Source organism: Paenibacillus sp. FSL P2-0136 (genome assembly GCF_037975325.1).
Classification (GTDB): Bacteria; Bacillota; Bacilli; order Paenibacillales; family Paenibacillaceae; genus Paenibacillus_AQ; species Paenibacillus_AQ silagei.
Genome location: NZ_CP150244.1, coordinates 1,738,592 through 1,759,030, shown reverse-complemented (window position 1 = coordinate 1,759,030; position 20,439 = coordinate 1,738,592). Strand labels below are relative to the sequence as shown.

General features: G+C 54.4%; 22 protein-coding genes and 1 riboswitch. Of the genes, 5 read left to right on the top strand and 17 right to left on the bottom strand.

All coding sequences use genetic code 11. The annotated features are described in order from the left end of the window. Positions 1–9: 9 nt before the first annotated feature. The 4 genes from NYE26_RS07300 to NYE26_RS07285 are packed head-to-tail and all read right to left on the bottom strand — an operon-like array spanning position 10 to position 2,725. Positions 10–870 (bottom strand): ABC transporter ATP-binding protein, encoded by an 861-nt coding sequence (locus NYE26_RS07300; RefSeq protein WP_339254972.1) that lies wholly within the window; start codon positions 868–870, stop codon positions 10–12. 12 nt (positions 871–882) lie between these two features. Next, complete coding sequence (gene cbiQ, locus NYE26_RS07295; RefSeq protein ID WP_339254971.1) at positions 883–1,671, bottom strand: cobalt ECF transporter T component CbiQ; 789 nt, start codon at positions 1,669–1,671, stop codon at positions 883–885. Next, positions 1,668–1,961, bottom strand: coding sequence for an energy-coupling factor ABC transporter substrate-binding protein (locus tag NYE26_RS07290; protein ID WP_036722466.1), 294 nt, complete (start codon positions 1,959–1,961; stop codon positions 1,668–1,670). The genes cbiQ and NYE26_RS07290 overlap by 4 nt, the downstream gene beginning before the upstream one ends. Next, positions 1,961–2,725, bottom strand: a complete 765-nt coding sequence (locus tag NYE26_RS07285) for an energy-coupling factor ABC transporter permease (protein ID WP_036722468.1) — start codon at positions 2,723–2,725, stop codon at positions 1,961–1,963. Before NYE26_RS07285 ends, NYE26_RS07290 begins: the two co-directional genes overlap by 1 nt. A 284-nt stretch (positions 2,726–3,009) precedes the next feature. Then, positions 3,010–3,205, bottom strand: a riboswitch (cobalamin riboswitch). 139 nt (positions 3,206–3,344) lie between these two features. On the opposite strand from NYE26_RS07285, the gene NYE26_RS07280 reads away from it, so the two are divergent. Further along, positions 3,345–4,277 (top strand): helix-turn-helix domain-containing protein, encoded by a 933-nt coding sequence (locus tag NYE26_RS07280; RefSeq protein ID WP_339254968.1) that lies wholly within the window; start codon positions 3,345–3,347, stop codon positions 4,275–4,277. 886 nt (positions 4,278–5,163) lie between these two features. On the opposite strand, the gene NYE26_RS07275 is transcribed toward NYE26_RS07280, so the two are convergent. Together NYE26_RS07275 and NYE26_RS07270 are read right to left on the bottom strand one after the other, a co-directional pair. Continuing rightward, on the bottom strand, positions 5,164–5,439 hold the full coding sequence (locus tag NYE26_RS07275; protein ID WP_036722478.1) for a DUF6171 family protein: 276 nt from the start codon (positions 5,437–5,439) through the stop codon (positions 5,164–5,166). A 12-nt stretch (positions 5,440–5,451) separates the two neighbouring features. Beyond that, positions 5,452–6,945 carry an alpha-N-arabinofuranosidase gene (locus NYE26_RS07270; protein WP_339254966.1) on the bottom strand — a complete coding sequence of 498 codons (1,494 nt, stop codon included), beginning with the start codon at positions 6,943–6,945 and terminating at the stop codon, positions 5,452–5,454. 184 nt (positions 6,946–7,129) lie between these two features. Here NYE26_RS07270 and NYE26_RS07265 point away from each other — a divergent pair, with 184 nt between their 5' ends. Together NYE26_RS07265 and NYE26_RS07260 are read left to right on the top strand one after the other, a co-directional pair. Further along, positions 7,130–7,546 (top strand): peptide deformylase, encoded by a 417-nt coding sequence (locus NYE26_RS07265; protein ID WP_339254964.1) that lies wholly within the window; start codon positions 7,130–7,132, stop codon positions 7,544–7,546. Beyond that, positions 7,543–8,520: a hypothetical protein gene (locus NYE26_RS07260; RefSeq protein WP_339254962.1), complete on the top strand. Its 978-nt coding sequence runs from the start codon at positions 7,543–7,545 to the stop codon at positions 8,518–8,520. The genes NYE26_RS07265 and NYE26_RS07260 overlap by 4 nt, the downstream gene beginning before the upstream one ends. 43 nt (positions 8,521–8,563) lie before the next feature. On the opposite strand, the gene NYE26_RS07255 is transcribed toward NYE26_RS07260, so the two are convergent. From NYE26_RS07255 to NYE26_RS07235, 5 genes are all read right to left on the bottom strand, one after another. After that, on the bottom strand, positions 8,564–9,505 hold the full coding sequence (locus NYE26_RS07255) for a 5'-3' exonuclease H3TH domain-containing protein (protein ID WP_051477787.1): 942 nt from the start codon (positions 9,503–9,505) through the stop codon (positions 8,564–8,566). 27 nt (positions 9,506–9,532) lie between these two features. Continuing rightward, positions 9,533–9,898: an arsenate reductase family protein gene (locus NYE26_RS07250; protein ID WP_036722484.1), complete on the bottom strand. Its 366-nt coding sequence runs from the start codon at positions 9,896–9,898 to the stop codon at positions 9,533–9,535. Positions 9,899–9,993: 95 nt separating this feature from the next. Next, the gene (locus NYE26_RS07245) at positions 9,994–11,094 is read right to left on the bottom strand and encodes an RluA family pseudouridine synthase (RefSeq protein ID WP_339254959.1); all 1,101 of its coding nucleotides are present in this window, start codon (positions 11,092–11,094) and stop codon (positions 9,994–9,996) included. Continuing rightward, on the bottom strand, positions 11,091–11,657 hold the full coding sequence (locus tag NYE26_RS07240) for a cob(I)yrinic acid a,c-diamide adenosyltransferase (protein WP_036696754.1): 567 nt from the start codon (positions 11,655–11,657) through the stop codon (positions 11,091–11,093). Before NYE26_RS07240 ends, NYE26_RS07245 begins: the two co-directional genes overlap by 4 nt. 142 nt (positions 11,658–11,799) lie before the next feature. Beyond that, a complete protein-coding gene (locus NYE26_RS07235; RefSeq protein WP_339254957.1) occupies positions 11,800–12,579 on the bottom strand; it encodes a methyltransferase domain-containing protein in 780 nt (259 codons plus the stop codon). A gap of 315 nt (positions 12,580–12,894) precedes the next feature. Here NYE26_RS07235 and NYE26_RS07230 point away from each other — a divergent pair, with 315 nt between their 5' ends. After that, positions 12,895–14,916, top strand: a complete 2,022-nt coding sequence (locus NYE26_RS07230; RefSeq protein ID WP_339254955.1) for a methyl-accepting chemotaxis protein — start codon at positions 12,895–12,897, stop codon at positions 14,914–14,916. Positions 14,917–14,968: 52 nt separating this feature from the next. On the opposite strand, the gene NYE26_RS07225 is transcribed toward NYE26_RS07230, so the two are convergent. The 6 genes from NYE26_RS07225 to NYE26_RS07200 form a co-directional block, all read right to left on the bottom strand. After that, positions 14,969–15,871 carry an alpha/beta hydrolase gene (locus tag NYE26_RS07225; protein ID WP_339254953.1) on the bottom strand — a complete coding sequence of 301 codons (903 nt, stop codon included), beginning with the start codon at positions 15,869–15,871 and terminating at the stop codon, positions 14,969–14,971. Positions 15,872–15,959: 88 nt separating this feature from the next. Beyond that, complete coding sequence (locus tag NYE26_RS07220; RefSeq protein ID WP_051477788.1) at positions 15,960–16,214, bottom strand: aspartyl-phosphate phosphatase Spo0E family protein; 255 nt, start codon at positions 16,212–16,214, stop codon at positions 15,960–15,962. Positions 16,215–16,415: 201 nt separating this feature from the next. Continuing rightward, positions 16,416–17,633, bottom strand: a complete 1,218-nt coding sequence (locus tag NYE26_RS07215) for an aminotransferase class I/II-fold pyridoxal phosphate-dependent enzyme (RefSeq protein WP_036696744.1) — start codon at positions 17,631–17,633, stop codon at positions 16,416–16,418. Between the two features lie 13 nt (positions 17,634–17,646). Then, positions 17,647–18,138: an Lrp/AsnC family transcriptional regulator gene (locus tag NYE26_RS07210; protein ID WP_036696743.1), complete on the bottom strand. Its 492-nt coding sequence runs from the start codon at positions 18,136–18,138 to the stop codon at positions 17,647–17,649. Positions 18,139–18,305: 167 nt separating this feature from the next. Continuing rightward, complete coding sequence (locus NYE26_RS07205; protein WP_339254949.1) at positions 18,306–18,704, bottom strand: spore coat protein; 399 nt, start codon at positions 18,702–18,704, stop codon at positions 18,306–18,308. A gap of 36 nt (positions 18,705–18,740) precedes the next feature. Then, a complete protein-coding gene (locus NYE26_RS07200; RefSeq protein ID WP_036696741.1) occupies positions 18,741–18,974 on the bottom strand; it encodes a hypothetical protein in 234 nt (77 codons plus the stop codon). A gap of 188 nt (positions 18,975–19,162) precedes the next feature. On the opposite strand from NYE26_RS07200, the gene NYE26_RS07195 reads away from it, so the two are divergent. Beyond that, complete coding sequence (locus NYE26_RS07195; RefSeq protein ID WP_339254945.1) at positions 19,163–20,401, top strand: FAD-dependent oxidoreductase; 1,239 nt, start codon at positions 19,163–19,165, stop codon at positions 20,399–20,401. Positions 20,402–20,439 lie beyond the last annotated feature (38 nt).

The window sequence follows — 20,439 nt, the reverse complement described above, 5'->3', positions numbered from 1 at the left end:
TTCCCCCGTTCATGAATAGCTGTGGTTAAGCGCAAGCAGCTTATGCAGTTTGTCCTTGAATTCCCCGGCGGTGCGGGGAGCGCTCTGCCCTGCGGTCAAGCTGGCAGGCAGGCTGAACCATAAGTCAGCCAGCAGCGGCAGTCCCAGTCCGATGGACAATAGCTCTTCCCGTCCCGCAAAAATCTCCTCCGGAGTCCCCGCCGCCCGGCATCTTCCATGCTCCAGCACAATAATCCAGTCCGCCCAGCGGTAGGCCAGGTCCATATCATGCGTAGCCATAACTACGGTTGTCCCTTTATCATGTATGGCTTCAAGCCCCTTCAGCATCTTCGTTTCCGATAACGGGTCCAGATAAGAGGTCGGCTCATCCAATAGAATCAGCTCCGGCTCCATAGCCAGTACACCGGCGAGTGCCGTGCGTTTCTTCTGGCCCAGGCTAAGCTGGTGCATCGGTTTATCGCTCAGATCGGTCAGATTCAGCAGCTCCATGACCTCCCGGCAGCGCGCAGCAATAGCCGGTTCAGCCATGCCGCTGCCGCGCAGCCCGAACGACACATCCTCCAGCGGTGTGCTGAGGATCAGCTGCTGCTCAGGGTCCTGGAAGACCAGGCCCACCTTCCGCCGCAGAGCGGCCAGCTCTTTTTTGGAATAGGATAACGCCTTCCCTCCTTGCACAACCGTACCCTGCTGCGGGCGCAGAATGCCGACGGCATGCAGGAACAGCGTCGATTTGCCCGAACCGTTATGACCGAGTACCGCCGTCTTGCTGCCTGCGGGGATGGAGAACGTCAGTTCATGCAGTGCAGGCTCCTTCGTATCCGGGTAATGAAAGACCACTCCGTCACAAGCCAAGCTAGATTCCTGATCCATGGCCGGCTCCTTTCATATGCTTATGATAAAATACGCCTCAGCCAGCAGCAGCACCGCAATACCAGCATAAGCCTGAACAGTATAGCGCCGTGGCACAGGACGCGCCGTATAAGGCGGGAGAATAATCTCGTCTGTGAAGCCGCGGGCCAGCAGCCCCTGCGATAATCCGTAATAACGGTGCATCGTGTTGCCGAATAGCGCCCCTGCCATGGCCGCAGTCTCCCGCAGTCTGGCCTTGTAGCCCCGGCGGCCTCCGCGCAGCCTGCGGGCCAGCAGCAGACCATGCGCTGCATCACTCAGCAGGAACAGGAAGCGGTACATAATCAGCATCAGCTCCAGGACAATCTGCGGCATCCGCAGCCTGCGCAGCACCTGCAACAGCTCACTAAACGGAGTAGTGAACATCAGGAAGAAGAAACAGCTCATGCAGGCAGAGATTCTGGCCAGCAGCTCCCCTGCCCGCTGAAGCCCGGCCGCTGTAACATATACCTGCAGGTTCAGTCCCGGAAGCGGGAATATTCCTGCCTCTCCCGCTGCCGGATGCCCGAATTCCACGAGCAGCGCCGGTACGCTAAGGGCATAGAACAGCAGCGCTGTGCCGAACAGCATGCCATAAGCACGGAAGGGAATACGGGCCTGTAATACACACCAGGACATCATCCATAGGGTGATTGCAGCCTGTAGTACCGGATGTACGGTGTAAGATAGCAGGAACATCAGGGCTGCGAACGAGCTTTTCCACATCGGGGACAACTGGCGCAGAGCATTATTGTAAGAGAGAACGTCAATCCGCCGGATCACTTGCTGCTATGCTGCTTCGTCCCGCCTTGCTTGCCCTTGAGCAGCCCCAGGGTATAACCGATCACACCGGCACCAATCGCGGCCTGCAATGCAAACAGCATACTCTCCGTCTCACCCGGCAGCTCGGTCAGCGGCTTGAACCACGGCTTATAGTCAGGATTCATTTCGGTAATCACACCTTCAGCCGCATCATCGGCCCCTCCGAATTCCCCATTAACCAGCAGCAGCGGCAGAATGACCAGCAGAATAACAACCAGCAGCATCAACCCATTTTTCCATTTATTGCTCATTAGGCTCTTCCTCCGTTCACCTTGCGTTTCAGCAGCGACAATTCATTCGGGCTATACGATTTCAGCCAGTTCCAGAGCAGTACCGTCAACAGCCCTTCACTGATGGCCAGCGGGATTTGCGTCACGGCAAAGATGCCCCCGAATTTGAGAAAAGATGCCAGAACGCCGCCATCCGCCGCCGGAAACGCCACCGCTAGCTGGAAGGACGTCACCACATACGTACTAAGGTCCGCTACCGCTGCGGCGCAGAACAGGGCCAGCTTCTCGCGGTCCGGCATTTTCATCATCAGTTTATACACTGCATATCCGGCAAAAGGACCCGCCACCGCCATCGAGAACGCATTGGCTCCAAGCGTAGTGATCCCGCCGTGCGCCAGCAGCAGCGCCTGAAACAGCAGGACAATCGAGCCGATTACGCTCATGGGCAGCGGCCCCAGCATTACCGCACCTAGTCCGGTACCGGTGGGGTGGGAGCTGCTTCCGGTCACGGAAGGCATTTTGAGCGCAGACAGTACGAAGGTAAACGCCCCGGCCAGACCCAGCAGCAGCTTCAGCTCCGGATTCTCCCGGGTCATGGCTCTCAGCTTGAAGATTCCAAGGACAAAGAACGGGATAAACGCCGCCCACCAGAACACTGCCCAGCCAACCGGCAGGAATCCTTCCATAATGTGCATCGCCCGGGCCGTCCCCGGTTCGTTCAGCATAAAGTACACCGTAAATCCGGCAACCAGTGCCGCAAAGCTCCACCATCTGTGCTTTTTCATTTGTCACCCTCCATGTTTGTTGATTTCCCATTACAGATCATAAAGCCCAAAAAACCCACCCTATAGGGTGGGAGTGTATGTACGCAGGCAAGTTCGATAGAGCGCGCAACCCGTGGCGAAGCGGAACAAGGTGCTTTTCACCGTCCCATCACTATGGGCCGTATCCTTGTATCCAGCAGCTATAACCGGGGATCACCTTGAAGCACCAAGCTTTCTCCGGTCCATCAGGGCAGAACGCCTCTTCTCATTAACCTATCCGTACACCGCTCCTATCCGCGTAGAGTCGTGGTGTGCGTAGACAAGGTAGGTCTCCTGGCTTGGAATACAGGCGCTGCAGACTTCGTCTTCCCCGGGGGCTTCCCGAGTGACCTCATGAAGTGCAGCTCTTCCATACAGTGGCGGGACCGCTCGGGAGTTGCACCCGATTCCCTGTTATCCCTTGCCGCTTCCGGCAAGAGCACCTTGTTTCATCGCTAATTCATCTCAAATCATAGCTGACAGAGATTGGCCTGTCTGTGATATAAATTGGAAAAGCTCGCCTGCAGCCAATCATGGCTTGTAGAAATTTTATTTGAGTAATATAATTATTAACTATATAACCTGAACGTGGAGGCATCCGATGAAACTTGATCTAACCGAACAATCTTTGCCCGTGTACGAGGCCCTGTCCAGTACCGTGCGCCTGCATATGCTGCGGCTGCTGTCCGATAAGCCCATGAACGTGAAGGAGCTGGCCGCAGCCCTCAAGCTCAGCAGTGCGATTATGACCATGCATGTGCGCAAGCTCGAAGCCGCCGGGCTGATCCGCAGCCATATGGCTCCCGGCAAAAGCGGCCTGCAGAAGATCTGTACACTGGCCGCCGACGGGGCTGAGATTGTTTTTCCGGGACAGGCCCGGACTCCGCGCAGAGGGTACCGCAAGGACATCCCTGTGGGGCATTATTCCGACTTCCAGATCGAGCCTACCTGCGGACTGTCTACGACAGAGAGGGTCATCGGGCACTTTGACGATCCCCGTTATTTCTGGGACCAGGAGCGGGTGAACGCCGGGATTCTCTGGTTCGGCAAGGGGTTCGTCGAGTATAAAATCCCGAATTTCCTGCTGTCGAGCCAGCAGCCGGAGGAGCTTGCCATCACGATGGAGATCGCCTCCGAAGCCCCGTCCGTCAACAACAACTGGCCGTCGGATATTACCTTCACGCTGAACGGACAATCGCTCGGCTTCTGGACCAGCCCCGGTGACTACGGAGACAACCCGGGAAAATACACCCCGGCCTGGTGGCCTGCACTCACCAATCAATACGGCCTGCTCAAGCAGCTGCGGATTACGCAGACGGGCACTTTCATGGATGGGCAAAAGCTGTCGGAGGTCACCCTGGATCAGGTAGGCATCCGCAACAAACAATGGACCTTCCGGCTCTCTGTCGAGGAGGATGCCGAGCACATCGGTGGCCTCACCCTGTTCGGTAAAGGCTTCGGCAATTACAACGAGGATTTGGTGTTTGAGCTGTTTTATACAGATGGCGTGGCAGATTTGCCGGGTCCTATATGAAAGCCAAATTAGGGTGTGTAGAAGGTAGGTAGGTAGGTAGGTAGGTAGGTAGGTAGGTAGGTAGGTAGGTAGGTAGGTAGGTAGGTAGGTAGGTAGGTAGGTAGGTAGGTAGGTAGGTAGGTAGGTAGGTAGGTAGGTAGGTAGGTAGGTAGGTAGGTAGGTAGGTAGGTAGGTAGGTAGGTAGGTAGGTAGGTAGGTAGGTAGGTAGGTAGGTAGGTAGGTAGGTAGGTAGGTAGGTAGGTAGGTAGGTAGGTAGGTAGGTAGGTAGGTAGGTAGGTAGGTAGGTAGGTAGGTAGTAGAGATAGATTAGTTAGACTAATTAGGTTAGTTTTCGTTTCAGCTACTTTTAGAGCTAATACTCCTTATTTCTGCTTAACGCCCACTTTCGGCCGATTCAGGTGCATTAGTGCTCTTCATTTCTGCTCAACGCTCACTTTCGGCCAATTCAGGGGCATTAGTGCTCTTCATTTCCGCTCATCGCTCACTTTCAGCAAATTCAGGGGCACTTATGCCCCTCATTTCCGCTCATCGCTCACTTTCGGCCAATTCAGGGGCACTTATGCCCCTCGCAACATCCATCCAGCCCACTTCCAACCGCACCAAAGGGATTTTTCCCTCTCATTTCCTCATCTAACCCACTTTCCACCGCATCAGTGGGATTTATCCCTCTCATTTCCTCTTCCAGCCCACTTCACGCCGCATTAGATGGATTTATCCCTCTCATTTCCTCTTCCTCCCCCTCTCCTCCACAACACAAAAAAAGCCCCTCCAACTGCCGTATTGTGCAGGTTGGAGGGGCTATCGGTGATCAATTTGTCTCTTCTGGCAAGAATGGCTCCTAGCCTATCTATTCGCCTAATCCCTTGCCGCCGTTAGGCGTGGGCCGTCATTCCGCCACCGGCTGCCACTTGCCGCCGCCCGGCAGCGGACAGCTGCGGGCCTTCAGCCGGGCCACGACAGGAATGATACAGCCGCAGGCGGTACAGGTTACGCCATCCTGCAGCTTGGGGCAAGCCCCGCAAAGCGCAAGCCGCTCGGCATAGACCTCGTCTGAAGCGGTATTGCCGGGGTTGAACATGGAGGACGCCAGAATGCGGGCAATCTGTGCTTCCGTGACCTTGTACTCCTCCCGGCATCCTTTGCAGGCTGAAGTGGTTGTCATGCAGTTCTCTCCTTAGGCTTGTGGAGTGATGGCCAGTACCGTTACCGACATTGGCGGCAGCTCTACAGTCAGCGTATCCCCTTCAAGCTTGAAGGCGCTGAATGCCTGCGGTGTTACAGCCTCCGGCTGCTCAAAGCTATTGTGGGCATCGATGGAAGCTCCGGCCAGCGTCGTTCCGCTTACGGATGCTTGACCAGCCAATCCGCGCAGGGCAAGCGGCAACACTGCCGATGATGCGTGATTCAGGTTACACAGGCTGACATGAATGATGCCCTCAGCATTGACTGAAGCCGAAGCCGATACTTCAGGAATCTCTACGCCCTCGTAACTGTATACCGGGCTGTCTACAGTCAGCTCCAGCAGTTCTGCATCCTGATGTACTTTGTACATGTTGAATACATGGTAAGTAGGAGTCAGGAGCATTTTCTCGCCTTCGGTCAGAATAACTGCCTGCAGCACGTTCACGGTCTGGGCAATGTTCGCCATCCGTACACGGTCACTATGCTTGTGGAAAATATTCAGCGTCAAGCCGGCCACCAGCGCATCGCGGATCGTGTTCTGCTGGTAGAGGAAGCCCGGGTTTGTACCCGGCTCAACATCATACCAGGTGCCCCACTCGTCAACGATCAGGCCCACTCTTTTCTCCGGATCGTATTTGTCCATGATGGCGATATGGCGGGTAACCAGCTCATCCATGAATAGTGCCTTCTTCAACGTTGTGAAGTATTCGTCTGTTCCGAAGCCTGTAGCCGCGCCCTTATGATTCCAGTCCGAATTAGGCAGGGTGTAATAGTGCAGGGTAATTGAATCCATGAAGCGGGTAGCTTCACGCATCAGCACTTCCGTCCAGTTATAATCATCCGCATTCGCCCCGCAGGCGATCCGGTGGATCTTATTGTCACCATAGTTACGTACATACGTCTGATATTGGCGGTACAGATCAGCATAGAACTCAGGACGCATGTTACCGCCACAGCCCCAGTTCTCGTTGCCCACGCCGAAATACTTAACGCTCCAGGCATCTTCCTGGCCGTTCTTCTGACGCAGCTCAGCCATTGGCGAGACTCCGTTAAACGTCAGATATTCCACCCACTCGGACATCTCTTGAACAGTTCCGCTACCTACGTTACCGTTGATGTACGGCTCGCAGCCCAGCATCTCGCAGAGGAGCATGAATTCATGCGTACCGAAATGGTTGTTCTCTACCGCGCCGCCCCAGTGTGTGTTGATCATCCGCTTGCGCTCTTCGCTCGGGCCGATACCGTCCTTCCAGTGGTATTCATCGGCGAAGCAGCCGCCCGGCCAGCGCAATACCGGAATTTTCATTTCTTTAAGCGCTTCCACTACGTCGTTGCGGATACCCTTGGTGTTCGGAATAGGGGAATCTTCGCCCACCCAGATGCCTTCATAGATACAGCGTCCAAGATGCTCAGCGAAATGTCCGTAGATGTTGCGGTCAATCTTACCTTTGCGGATGTCGGTGTTCAGTACAATGCGTTCTGCCATGGGAAGTTAACGCTCCTCTTTAAGTTAATATATTTGTTAATCATTTAACACTTATATTAACATTATAATCAAGCTTCCTCCGGTTCGTCAATCTTTATCTTAACCGCATATCTCTCACTCCCGCATTTCACTTCCCCGCCAAAAATGATATTATGGACACACAAATACAGCATAATTGGAGAGTATGATGATTAGACCTATCAATAAAGATATATCGCTTCTTAGCCAGAAATCTGCGCCGGCCACGGAAAAGGATCTGCCCGTGTTAATGGATCTTGTGGAGACGCTGAACGCCAACTCCGACCGGTGCGTCGGCATGGCTGCGGACATGATTGGCGTCAACAAACGCATCATTGCCATCCGCGTGGAGCAGCAATTAACCCTTTCGATGATCAATCCGGTGATCGTCAAGCGTGCCCGTCCTTATAACACTGAGGAAGGCTGCCTGTCGCTCGAAGGCGTACGTCCTGCGAAACGATACGACTATATTGAGGTAGAGTACCTCGATTATAATTTTAAAAAGCACCGGGATAGCTTTACCGGATTTACGGCGCAGGTTATCCAGCATGAGGTGGATCACTGCGAGGGTATTGTCATTTGAGCCGGGACCTGAGAGCGATAACCTTCAGCAAGACGGCCGCCGAGCAAATTCTGAGGAATGAGACCGATACCCGTACGCTTTTGTCAGAATATCCGGAGTACAAAGAAGAGGTTCTGCTTGAGATCAATGCCCTATCGAGCCAAAAACGCGCCAACCTGATCCACAATCTGCTCGCCAGCTATACCAGCAGCGCCAAAATAGCGAAGAGCAAAATTGTCAAAAGCGGCTTTAATCAAACCACTATCAACGCTTTTCTTCCTAATATTATTAAAGCCCGCTTTGCCATTTATCTGATCGAACAGCTGCAATTAGCGGTGTCCGCCGAATCAGCCTCCGGGCCTGTCCGGTTCAATCTCTGGGACGGTTATATTCTGCAGAAGCTCCTGTTCAAGGAAAAGCTTGTACGAAAGCCTGTATCGCTCCCTCTGTTCCGGGTATGCTGGAAGCTGATTATCCGCCCCAAAGTGCTGATGCCGCTTGTCAATAAACAAGGGATCTACTGCTTCTATTCCCGTACGTTAATCAAGCGCCTGTCCGCTCTGATCGGAGATAAGGAGTGCCTGGAGATCGGTGCCGGTGACGGTACCTTGACGAGATTCCTTAACGATAACGGCACGGCCTGCCGGGCAACCGATGATTATAGCTGGGCGCATTATATCACCTACCCGGATTTTGTGGAAAAAGCCGATGCCAAAGCCGCCCTGAGCAAATACGCTCCTAAGGTTGTACTTTGTTCCTGGCCGGTGCCCGGCAATCCGTACGAGAAACATGTTTTTAATACGGAATCTGTGGAGCTGTATATTGTAATCGGCACAAGAGACCCGGCGATCACCGGTGACTTCGACGCTTATAATAAGGCTAAGCATTTCAGCATGGAGCTGAATGAGGAATTATCCCGCCTGCTTGTGCCGCCCTCTGAGGATAATGCGATCTATCTCTTCACACGCAAACAAGACAGTACACACTCACGATAGGTGAGTATCTACTGTCTTGTTTGGTTTGCTGTCTATTCCGGCCTCAGCCCAGATCCCCCAGCTCAATCTGCACGATCCCACGGTCATCCCGCACCTCGGCGATTCCGCCGATCAGATGCATCAGGCTGCCGAACTCCAGCTCCTGGAACTTGCGGGCCGCCGTATCCCGCTGCAGCTCCCAGAGACATTCGGCCAGCTCGCAGACTACCGGCACATCACAGCGGATCTCCGCCAGCTCCCGGGAGAGATGCAGCATGTCGAGATCCGCTTCAATCTTGGCGCGTACGCCCTTGGGCAGCAGATGCAGGTTCTCAATGACCCCTTCTACCGTGCCGTATTCGGTCAGCAGCTTGGTGGCGGTCTTCTCGCCTATGCCCTTCACCCCGGGATAATTATCGCTGGTGTCGCCCATAAAGCCCTTTAGGTCGATCACCTGCGCAGGAGTGAGGCCCCGTTCTGCCAAAAGCTCAGCCGGATCATACACTTTATAGTTAGAGCGGCCTTTTTTCATAATCACGACCTTGACGCTGTCATTCACCAACTGGAGCATGTCGTGATCCCCCGTCAGAATATAGACCTCCGACTCCCCGCTGTAGCACGAAGCCAGTGTACCGATACAGTCATCTGCCTCGTATCCGACCAGCCCGATATTCGGCACGCCCAGCTCTGCCACAACCTCCTTCACGAGGTCGAACTGCGGGATCAGCTCCAGCGGCGCGTCAATCCGGTTCGATTTGTAGCCTTCGTACTTCTCCGAACGGAACGTGCCCTTGCCCATATCCCAGCAGCAGACCACATGTGAAGGCTCAAACGTACTCACTGCATCGAAAAAATACTGCAAAAATCCATACACCGCATTCGTCGGCAGTCCGGCGCGGGTCTTGCGGATATATCCACCATAAGAGGTAGCATAAAAAGCGCGGAACAGCAGAGCCATTCCATCGACGATCATGACCCGGCCCTTCATTTCTGTTGCTGTGCTCATGTGTAACCTCTCCTTGTATTCCTTAATTTAGGCGTTGCTCCAAGCTTCGGCGTACTGGTCTTCCTTGTAGCCTACGGTAACCTTCTTGCCGTCAGTGACTACCGGACGCTTAATCAGCATTCCATGTGCAGACAGCAGTGCAAGCTGCTCGTCTTCGCTTAAGTCTGCAAGCTTATCCTTCAGGCCAAGCTCCCGGTAGACCTCACCACTCGTATTAAAAAACTTCTTCAGCGGCAGGCCGCTGTGCTTCACCAGCACGCGCAGCTCCTCCACAGTTGGCGGCTGCTCTGCGATATGCTGCAGCTCCAGCTCATGCCCTGCTTCCTTCAGCCATTTTACTGCGCTGCGGCAGGTGCTGCATTTCGGATATTGATACACCTTCAAGTCACTCATCGGCTTCTCCTTCTATATATAAAATATAAAGTGCATATAAATTGCTGCCCGCTGCGGCAGATGTCAGCTGCGGCCAGAACATGTCCGGCGCTTACTTACCGCGCCGACTGCCGGAGCTTCTCCTGCAGCAGCGCCATATCCGGCGGCAGCGGAGCCTCGAACACCAGCTCGGCATGCGTCACCGGATGCCGGAAGGCCAGCCGCACCGCATGCAGCGCCTGGCGCGGAATGGCCGCGTCCAGCTCCGCGATCTGCGCGAGCCGGGCGGCGTCGCCCGGCGGCAGCGGCGCGCCGTCTGCGGTCACCGCCAGCTCTTGCACCTGTTGCTCCTCGCCGTCTGCGGTCACCGCCGGCTCGCCCGCACGCCGCTCCTCTCCAGGCGCTGACGCCTCCGACCGGCTGCCAGCTGCCTGCCCATACAGCGGGTGACGGTACATCCCGTCACCGATCAGCGGGCAGCCGACCGACCCCATATGCACCCGGATCTGGTGGGTGCGCCCGCTCTCCAGCTTCAGCTCGACGCGTGAAGCGGCGCTGCCATAGACCTCCTTGACCTCATACCGGGTCAAGGAGGGATAGCCGTCCGGCGTCACAATCCGCCGGTGCGGCTCCAGCGGGTCGCGGTCGATCGGACCGTCGATATCGCCGCTGGGCAGAGCAGGCACGCCGTGCACGAACGCGGTATACCGCTTGTCCACCGTTCCGGCAATCATCTGCTCGGAGATGTGCTGGTGGCTGTAAGGGTTCTTGGCAATCACCAGCACCCCGGAGGTCTCCTGGTCCAGCCTGTGTACGGGGCGGAAGCGGACCCGCTCGCCCTTCTCTGCCCAGTAATGAACCACACCATTCGCCAGGGTCTCGGTATAATGGCCGTGGGTCGGATGGACAATCATTCCGGCGGCCTTGCTTACCACAAGCAGATGCCCGTCCTCATACAGAATCTCGAAAGGAATCGGCTGCGGCAAAATATCCTCTGACGTCTCCTCCTCCATCCGTATCTGGACCTGATCCCCGCTGCTCACCTTGACGCTGATATAGACACGCTCTCCGTTCAGGGTAATGCCGAGGTCTGTCATTTTGAGCCGGGAGAGCAGCTTGCGGGAGACATCCATCCGCTTTTGCAGGATGGATTTGAGCAGCCAGCCGTCCTCGGACGGCGGCACGATATAGGAGATGGGCGGATAATAGCTGGTCATTTGTTCCGAAACACCTTTTTGCTGCGCAGATATTCTACTTCAGCAATCTCCAGCCGGGTGTTGGCGGCGCGGGCCAGGGCGAAGAAATAGTCGGACAGCCGGTTCAGATAGATTACCGCCTCAGGGTTAATCTCCGCACTGCGGCCCAGCGTCACTGCCCGGCGCTCGGCCCGGCGGCACACCGTCCGGCAGACATGCAGCACCGAGGACAGCTGACTTCCGCCGGGCAGGATGAAGCGCTCCAGCACCGGATTCTCGGCCTGAAGCGCATCGATCCAGCCTTCCAGGCGGGTGGCCATCTCGCTTTTCACCTTATAGCGGTTCTCACTCAGCTTCACGAATGCCAGATCCGATCCGCAGTCAAACAGCTCATGCTGAATCTCCAGCAGCTGCTCGCGGACATCCAAAAACCGCTCGTCTTCCATCAAGCTCCGTGCCTGGCCAACGAAGCAGTTCAGCTCGTCAATGGTGCCGTAAGCCTCGACGCGGACATCGTCCTTGCCTACCCGGCCGCCAATCACCGAGGTCTCGCCCTTATCCCCCGTACGCGTATAGATCGCCATGATACTTCCCTCCTAAGTTGCAAAATCACATAGTAATAGTGTAATCGTTCTTAGGTAGGGTGGCAAACAAAGATCAACATTAAAGACATGTAAATAAAACCCTGAGGAGGAAGTCCGTAATCGTCCTGCCGCACAATTCGCCTCAAGGCTTACGAAAGGTAATGCAATACATCAGGCCCTTGCACACTTCCTTGTACTCTACCTCCAGCATCTCCGGCGGAATCAGCCCAAGCATCTCCGGCATGTCTGCTCCCTCTGCAAAATATCCCTTAACCACCGGCACCTTCCCGTACGTTCCCTTCACCAGCTTCTTCGTCTCATCGGCAATCATCAGCTTTGTGCCCGGCTTCGCCACCCGGATCATCTCCAGTACCGCAGCACGCGGATCACTGAAATAATTGATTCCGCCAACATGGTACACGCAGTCAAAGCTGTTGTCCTGAAAAGGCAGCCTCTCAGCAGTCCCTTGGAACAGATGTGCCTCCAGCTTCCACCGCCGCAGATTGCGCACCGCCTGCTTCAGCATTCCGCTGGAAATATCCAGCCCGTACAGCTCGGCCTGCGCGTTCTTGGCCTTCATGTTAAGGTACGGGAAATTATCGCCGCTGCCCACCGAGGTCTCCAGCACACGCTGACCGCCGCGCAGCTCAAGCGCAGACAGGAACTGCTCTCTATAGCTGCGTTCTCCGCCGAACTTCAACGCGAAATACAGCTTGTTGGACAGCCTGTAGAAACGGGCAATCCGGTTGTACAGCTCCAGGTACTTCCGGTTACTGCCTGCGGCATCCGCTTCCTCCATAAAAGCCAAATACCCGTGCTTCCACGGATATTGCCGTCCATTCGCCGGATTGACCGCCCCCGTACCCTCCAGCTTAAGCTCTTCATATGTATTCGGGTCCCTCAACAGCTGATCATGCAGCATGAATATCTTCCTCTTTCCTTACACTGTACAGTTCCAGCCCGTACTCAGTGATGTTCGTGAATATTCATTATATGCCTACAATTGGAAGCGGACATCAGTCCCGGGTCTGCCGCCGTCTCCGCCTTTGGTCGTACCCCACAGACTTAGGTATACGACATTTTTTTATTTTTTTCGACAAAAAGTAACAACAAAATCAGCTCTCCAGCCGATGATATTCAATATAAGTATAAATAGCTTCACTATATAATGGGGGGGATTCACATGGCTAATGTTGTTCACAAGGCAATTTCCAGGCTCCGGTTCAAAAGCATACGTATGAGAACATTTGCATTCATCCTGCCCATCTTTCTGATCACGCTGGTGCTGGTCGCTCTGTTGTCGTACATGTATTCCAAAAGCATTATCCAGCGCGAGGTTAAGCAAAAAATGAATGTGCAGATATCGGATATTTCTAACGAAATTAATGCGAACTTAAATGTCCACAGCAAGGTTCCCGAGGTTCTGGCAAGGACGCTGGAGAGTCACGCTGCGGAATTCACACTGGATCAATACCGGACGATGCTGTCTAGTGCGCTGAAGGCTAATCCGGATACATATGGTGTGGGTATTTATTTTGAACCCGGACGGTATGACAGCAAGCTGAAGTACTTCTCCACCTATGCCCACCGAGACGGCGACAAAATTGTGACAACCGAGCAGTACAATGACCCCGATTATAATTATCACGGGCAGAACTGGTACACTATCGGCAGAGACCATGCAGCGTTTACAGATCCATTCTACGACACGATTACAGGGACAACGATGGCTACGTTTACTGTTCCTTTCCGGGATACCACGAATACCTTGCTGGGTGTCATGGCCGGCGATATCGATCTCAAGACGCTGCAGAGCAGGATCGAACAGACCAAGGTGGGGAATACAGGCTGGGCGTTCCTGCTGGACAAGCAGGGGAATTACATTGCCGGACCGGATGCCGAGAAGAATATGCAGCTGAAAATAACAGATGAAAAAAGCGCAAGTCTGTCCGCAGCGGGAGCAGAAATGCTTCAGCAGAATCAGGGGATGGTAACCTATGCCGATTCCGGCGGGACCATCCAGATGTATTATGAAAAGCTGCCGGATACCGGCTGGACCGTGGGTCTTGCCATGCCGGAACAGGAACTGTATGCGCCGCTTAAAGGGCTGCTAAGGTCTATTCTGCTGGTTAGCTTTGCAGGTCTTATCCTGACGGTAGCAGCCGTATATCTATACAGCCGCTATATTACCCGTAAGCTGACTCGGGTCAATGAGATGTCCCGGCAGATGGCTGCCGGAGACTTCACCGGGAAGCTGGAGGTAGACAGTGAGGATGAATTCGGCAATATGGCCGGGCATTTGAACCAGATGATTACCAATCTGAGCAGACTCCTGGGGACCATTGCCGATCACTCGCTGCAAGTCGCCTCGACCTCGGAGGAATTAATGTCTAGCGCCAACCAGACCAATCACACCACAGAGGCCATTGTGGAGAATATTCAGGATCTCTCAGCCGGAGCGGATCAGCAGATGCAGTCCACCCGCGAGTCTGCAAGAGCGATGGAGGAGATGGCCGCCGGTGTGCAGCGGATCGCGGAGGCCTCAATGGACACCGCAGCAGCGGCTGGGCGGGCGGCAGGCCAGGCGCAGAACGGGCATTCCATCATTACGGAGGCGGTGGACCGGATGGAAGAGATGGAACGGACCGCCGCAGAGGCTTCCAGCATGATTACCTCTCTTAGCGCACAATCCCAGCAGATCGGCAACATCATTGGTCTGATCAAAGGCATCAGCGATCAGACCGGCATGCTGGCCTTAAACGCGGCGATTGAGGCTGCCAGAGCGGGCGAATACGGGCGGGGCTTCTCCGTGGTTGCCGGTGAGGTGAAGAAGCTGTCCGAGCAGACAGCCGAAGCCGCCGGGCATATCAGCACCCTGATTCTTGAGATCCAGCAGGGCAACCGTGCTGCATCCGATGCGGTGCTGGCGAATGCCGGTGCCGTTCAGGAAGGCTCGCGGATGGTAGGCGAGGCCGGGCGTCTGTTCACGGATATTCTCGGCGGCATCGGCGAGATTAACACCCAGGTTCATGAGATGTCTGCTTCCTCCGAGCAGCTGCTGGCCGGAACCGAGGAACTAACCTCCTCGGTGGCGGAGATGGCAGAAGTGGCCAGGCAGGCGGCAGAGCGTTCCCAGAGCGCTGCCGCAGCCTCCGAGGAGCAGCTCGCCTCCATGGAGGAGGTAGCCGCAGCCTCTACCGAGCTGGCGAAAATGGCCGATGGGCTACAGCAGGCAGTGGCCACGTTCAAGGTTAACTAACATGCATGTATAACCCCCTGATAGGTCCCTTTGGACTGGCGCAGGGGGTTATTTATATAGATTCGCTCCCCTTCCTCCCCTTCAAAAAAGCCACCAGCTCGCGGTTGACCCGCTCCGGCTGCTCATGATTCACGCCGTGACCGGCGTCCGGGATGACCGTATAGCGGAACCCGCCAGCGTCCAGTGTTCTGGTGAACTCCCGCTTCTGCTTCAGCTTATAATCTCCCAGCAGGAAGTATAGCTGATCTTGGAACGTAACCGCTTTCTCTTGTTCGTAGGGCTGAAGCTTATGGGCGAACATCGCCTGCTGGTTATGATTCTGCATTAACAGCACCAGATGCTCCCCGACTTCGGGATGCTTGTCGAACAGGCCTGAGGCCGGGGAGCTGAGCTTGCGGGCTGCCTTGAGCAGATTGCTGCGCGTAGGAACAAGAATCTCCGGGAACATCATCATCAGCGTATGTATCATGCTTTTAATTGGAGAAATGATTATTCCTCCCTCCATACAGACAGCCTTCAGCGCTCTTCCCGGCCCGTTCACCATGTAATTGAAGGCCATATATGCTCCGTTTGACACTCCTGCCACACAGAATTGGTCAAGCTTCAGCCCATCTGCGACCTTGTTAATCCAATCCACCTGGTCAAAGGTCCGTTTATGGAACAGCTCACCTGGAACACTCTTCCCCGGTCCTCCCAGCGTATCTATCGCAATGCAGCGGAAATGCCGGGACAACTCCTTCATATTCAGCAGCCACATCACGGCCGAATTATCGCCTACCCCGTGTAATAGGAGCAAGGGCGGTGACTCCGGCTCTCCCGCTGTTATACAATGAGTTGTCCCATAAGGGGTCTCCACATCAAGCTCCTGGAATTCCGTCCCCCACGCGTCAAGAAGTTTGTTATAGGACCTTAGAACCTGCTCTTTGCCGGCCTCGCTTTTAAATACCTTGATCATTTTCATACTCCACCTTCCGGTACTTCATTATTCAAAAAAAACGGACATCTCCCAAAGGAAGACATCCGCTTGATATAATCGTGCCGTATTAATTGCTCTTGCGGTGGCGGCCTCTCATATACTCATTAATCTTGAGATCCAGCAAGCTGCTGATTGCTATTACATTATCCGAGGTAAAGGACTTCTCCTGCATAAAGAGCTGTTCCATTCTGCTGCGGAGCATCTGAATTTCATCTTCCAGCGAGAGCCTGCGTGCATTCGCATCTTCTCTGGCAGGAGGTCGCCCGCTTCCGGAGCCACATTTCCCGCCAAAGGAGGATAAGTAATAATCTGCGCTCAGCACAATCACCCTTCCTGATAAAAGTATTGCGCGTCATCCAGATAAGAACTGTGTGGTTCTATGCAACCAGATATGAAGCGCCTTTATTCCCGGAATAAGAGGTCCATGTAAGTGTATTACAGGTGTTTCTTGTCCTTAGAGTAAAATAATACCATATCAGAAGGTGATCGGCTATAGTTCTATTTACTTCTTTGTCGAGCCTTGTCAGGCCCCTTCCCGGGCCAGCTGTGAGACAAATGCCCCAATTCGCTCAACCGCTTCATTCAACTGGGACACCGAGGTGGCATAGGAGCAGCGCAGATAGCCTTCTCCGCCCAGACCGAAGACACTTCCCGGAACGGCGGCGACCTTATATTCAAGCAGCAGACGCTGGGCGAACTGGTCGGAGGTCAGGCCGGTGGCCTGGATACTAGGGAATGCATAGAAGGCACCCTGCGGCTCATGACACTCAAGTCCCGCCTCCCGCAGCCCCTTGACAATCAATCGGCGGCGCTGGTTATAAGAGTCTGTCATGCGGTCCTTCTCTTCCATTCCGTTGGTAAGGGCCTCCAGCGCAGCCACCTGACCCATCGAAGGCGCACACATGACGGTATACTGGTGAATCTTCAGCATGGCTGAGATCAGGTCCGGGTGACCGCAGGCATAGCCCATCCGCCAGCCGGTCATGGCGAAGGCCTTGGAGAACCCGCTGACCAGGATCGTCCGGTCAAGCATCCCCGGCAGCGAAGCGAAGCTGACATGGTTGCTTCCATACGTAAGCTCGGCATATATCTCATCCGAGATGACGATAAGATCATGCTTCTCTACCACCTTGGCAATCGGCTCCCAATCTTCACGGCTCATGATGGCACCCGTCGGATTGCTTGGATAGCAGAGAATCAGAATCTTCGAGCGCGGGGTAATCTTGGCCTCCAGATCCTCGGCAGTCAGCTTGAAGTTATTCTTCCCGAAGGTCTCAATGCCTACCGGAATACCGCCGCCGATAGCCGTAATCGGAGAATAAGAGATGTAACAGGGCTCGGGTATCAGAATCTCGTCTCCTGGAGAGATAAGGGCACGCAGAGCCAAATCAATGGCCTCGCTGCCGCCGACTGTGGCGATAATCTGGTTCGCCGGATCATACTTCACGGCGAAGCGGGTCTCCAGATACTCGGCAATCCCCTCGCGGAGCTCGGGCATTCCGGCATTGGAGGTGTAACCGGTGAAGCCTCGTTCGAGCGAATAGACGCAGGCCTCTCTCACATGCCAGGGCGTCTTGAAGTCCGGCTCGCCGACACCGAGCGAGATAATATCCTTGCTGCCTGCCGCCAGATCAAAAAACTTGCGGATGCCCGAAGGCTGAATCTGCTGGACCAGCGGGGCCAAATAAGAGTTCATCGACTTGCCTTTATCTCCTGTGTGCTGAGCGTTATTAATGATCATGACATTACATCCTTCACGGAGATATCATCAGACGGTTGTCTTCCTCATGCTCTTCAAAGATGATACCGTCCTGTTTGTATTTTTTGAGCGTAAAGTTCGTCTTGGTAGAGAGCACAGCATCAATCGGTGACAGCTTCTCAGACACAAAATTAGCGACCTCGCGCAGATTGCGCCCTTCCACTTCCACCAGCAGATCGTAAGCGCCGGACATCAGATAGACGGATTTAACCTGCGGATACAGATAGATCCGTTCGGCAATGCCCTCGAAGCCGCGGCCCCGTTCCGGGGTAATCTGCACCTCGATCAGCGCCGTCACCCGTTCATCATCGACTTTGTCCCAATTGACCACCGTCGCGTATTTCACAATGACATGATCCTGCTCCATTTCAGCGATCACGGTCTTCACATCTTCTTCCTCCGCACCAAGCAGGGTCGCCATTAATGCCGTTGAGCTTCGCGCGTCCTCCTTGAGCAGTTCCAGCACTTTCCTCTTCAATTCATTCATTCTCAGGGCCTCCTGCAAAAAAGAGTTTAGTATTAATATGACATGAAAAGTACCGTTCTGCAAACAAAATAACCCCGCCGAGGCGGGGCTATTTGACTTATTCCCTTTATATTTTCTCCTGCATGGCCGGGTAAGCGCTCTAATGCTTCACAGGGCCATCGCCAGGGTTACATATAATAGGAACCGTTATGATGCTGCTGGACGTTCGGCTGATGCTGCGAAACATTCGAGTTCTGGTTATAAGCTCCTGCCCCGCCTGTTTTCTCACGCACGAACTGCTGCAGCTTCTGCTGGGTCTGCTGGGCACTCTGAATCTGCTTGTCCACATCCTGGCGCAGCGCTTTGCCCGGAACGGTGTACATGTTCATTTGCGACATCTGCATATACAGTTCTCCCTGAATTCTGAGGGTATCCATGGTCAAATCATTGAATACCCGTCTGACGGCGGGACAATTCGATTCTGTAGCTGCTGTGGTGTACTCGCGGACTGTCCGCTTCAAATCGGCCAAAATCGTGTAGAGTAAATCTTCATCCGCCATAAACGGCGTTCCATTCTGTGCGTACACGGTAAAACCTCCTTCAAAGTTTGTGGGTTCTGCCTGTTATTGCGGCTGTGATGGTGCGTACTGCTGATGCTGATGGAGCAGCTGGACCAGCATATCCATGTGATGGGTATGACTCTGAATCTGCTGGATGCAGATCCCCTGCACGGCAGAGTTCTGAGTGGTTCCGGCTGTAGCCGCGAGCTGCTTAATCAGCAAATCCTCATTGGAAATGGAATCGGCGATATACTCCAATTCTTTTCCGCTTAGTGCCTGCATTTGGTTAGATTGCATGTTCGGTAGTCCCTCCTTCTGGTTGTTCAAGCGTTCCTTAGTATGCTTCCGGGGAAGGCTGTTTATGTGCCGGAAGGTACATTCAGCAAGCTCACACTTAATGAATAATCCTTAGGGTCTTGACGCATGAGACTCTTCAATAGTGCAAATAATACTACTCTGAATGACATAAAGGAGCGAACAGATCTATGAAACTCGTCAGCGGGCAACTGCCCTGGGAACACACACTGCCTGAGCCTCCGGTATATCCGGTGCTTGAGGAAGATATAACCTGCGACTGTCTCATTGTAGGCGGCGGGATGGGCGGAGCGATGATGTCTTACCGCATGTCCCTCAGTGGAGCAGATACCGTTCTTATCGATAAAAGAACGATCGGTACCGGAAGCTCCCACGCCAATACGGGACTGCTGCAGATCGCCAATGACAAGTCGCTGACAGCTTGCATGAATACTTTCGGGGAAGAGAATGGCGTGTTGTTCTACAAGCTGTGCCAGCAGGCCATGCGTGCGATTCTTGCCCTGCCCGGGAAGCTGGACATCGATCCGCAGATCATCGAACGCACCAGTCTGCTCTATGCCAGCGTCCCGGAAGATGTGGATATGCTGAAGCAGGAGAATGAGAATCTGATCAAGCACGGCTTCGATTCGGAGTTCTGGGAGGCGGAGAAGATCCGCGCCCATTACGCCTTCTCCAAACCAGGTGCGCTGTATTCCAAAGGAGATGCGGAAACCAATCCGCTGCGCACCGTACACAGCCTGATTCATAAAGCGCACTCCGGCGGGGTAAGGGTCTATGAGCATACCGAAGCCCTTCATTATGAGTACAATCCAGACGGCGTAATCTGTCATACCAGACAGGGGCGGATTGTTGCAAAGAAAGTCGTCTTTGCTATGGGGTACGAGACCCAGGAGATGAAGAAGGACCGGGGAGCAGAGCTGATCAACACCTATGCTATTATGACCGAGCCTCTGCCGCATCTTCCAAAATGGCATGAGCAGAGCCTGCTCTGGGAAACGGCCCGGCCTTATCTGTATTTCCGGACTACTCCTGAAGGCCGGATTATCGCCGGCGGCAAGGATGAGCAGCTTACCAGCGTGGAGCGGCGTGAGGTAAGGGTCCTCTCCCAGTGTGAGCGTCTGGTCGAGGAGCTTACGGCCCTGTTCCCGGAACTTCAAGGAATCAAGGCCGAATATTCCTGGGGAGCGGTCTTCGGCTCCACCCGTGACGGACTGCCTTATATGGGGCCGCACCCGGAATTTCCGCATTGCTACTTCATTGAAGGCTATGGCGGAAACGGCACGGTCTACAGCATGATTGCCGCCGAGCTGCTTGCCGATACGCTGGCCGGCAAAAGCCGTCCGGAGCTGGAGCTGTTCTCGCTGACCCGGTCGGCCAAGCCTGCGCCCTCCCCGGCGATACAGCCTTAGAGCTGCAACACAGAAAGGGATGCCCGCATAGCCTGATG

Bases quoted from the DNA above. Each gene is read 5' to 3' on its own strand.
- NYE26_RS07300 (WP_339254972.1), bottom strand. From the start codon at position 870: ATGGATCAGGAATCTAGCTTGGCTTGTGACGGAGTGGTCTTTCATTAC.
- NYE26_RS07290 (WP_036722466.1), bottom strand. From the start codon at position 1,961: ATGAGCAATAAATGGAAAAATGGGTTGATGCTGCTGGTTGTTATTCTG.
- NYE26_RS07285 (WP_036722468.1), bottom strand. From the start codon at position 2,725: ATGAAAAAGCACAGATGGTGGAGCTTTGCGGCACTGGTTGCCGGATTT.
- NYE26_RS07280 (WP_339254968.1), top strand. From the start codon at position 3,345: ATGAAACTTGATCTAACCGAACAATCTTTGCCCGTGTACGAGGCCCTG.
- NYE26_RS07275 (WP_036722478.1), bottom strand. From the start codon at position 5,439: ATGACAACCACTTCAGCCTGCAAAGGATGCCGGGAGGAGTACAAGGTC.
- NYE26_RS07270 (WP_339254966.1), bottom strand. From the start codon at position 6,945: ATGGCAGAACGCATTGTACTGAACACCGACATCCGCAAAGGTAAGATT.
- NYE26_RS07265 (WP_339254964.1), top strand. From the start codon at position 7,130: ATGATGATTAGACCTATCAATAAAGATATATCGCTTCTTAGCCAGAAA.
- NYE26_RS07255 (WP_051477787.1), bottom strand. From the start codon at position 9,505: ATGAGCACAGCAACAGAAATGAAGGGCCGGGTCATGATCGTCGATGGA.
- NYE26_RS07250 (WP_036722484.1), bottom strand. From the start codon at position 9,898: ATGAGTGACTTGAAGGTGTATCAATATCCGAAATGCAGCACCTGCCGC.
- NYE26_RS07245 (WP_339254959.1), bottom strand. From the start codon at position 11,094: ATGACCAGCTATTATCCGCCCATCTCCTATATCGTGCCGCCGTCCGAG.
- NYE26_RS07240 (WP_036696754.1), bottom strand. From the start codon at position 11,657: ATGGCGATCTATACGCGTACGGGGGATAAGGGCGAGACCTCGGTGATT.
- NYE26_RS07235 (WP_339254957.1), bottom strand. From the start codon at position 12,579: ATGCTGCATGATCAGCTGTTGAGGGACCCGAATACATATGAAGAGCTT.
- NYE26_RS07230 (WP_339254955.1), top strand. From the start codon at position 12,895: ATGAGAACATTTGCATTCATCCTGCCCATCTTTCTGATCACGCTGGTG.
- NYE26_RS07225 (WP_339254953.1), bottom strand. From the start codon at position 15,871: ATGATCAAGGTATTTAAAAGCGAGGCCGGCAAAGAGCAGGTTCTAAGG.
- NYE26_RS07215 (WP_036696744.1), bottom strand. From the start codon at position 17,633: ATGATCATTAATAACGCTCAGCACACAGGAGATAAAGGCAAGTCGATG.
- NYE26_RS07210 (WP_036696743.1), bottom strand. From the start codon at position 18,138: ATGAATGAATTGAAGAGGAAAGTGCTGGAACTGCTCAAGGAGGACGCG.
- NYE26_RS07200 (WP_036696741.1), bottom strand. From the start codon at position 18,974: ATGCAATCTAACCAAATGCAGGCACTAAGCGGAAAAGAATTGGAGTAT.
- NYE26_RS07195 (WP_339254945.1), top strand. From the start codon at position 19,163: ATGAAACTCGTCAGCGGGCAACTGCCCTGGGAACACACACTGCCTGAG.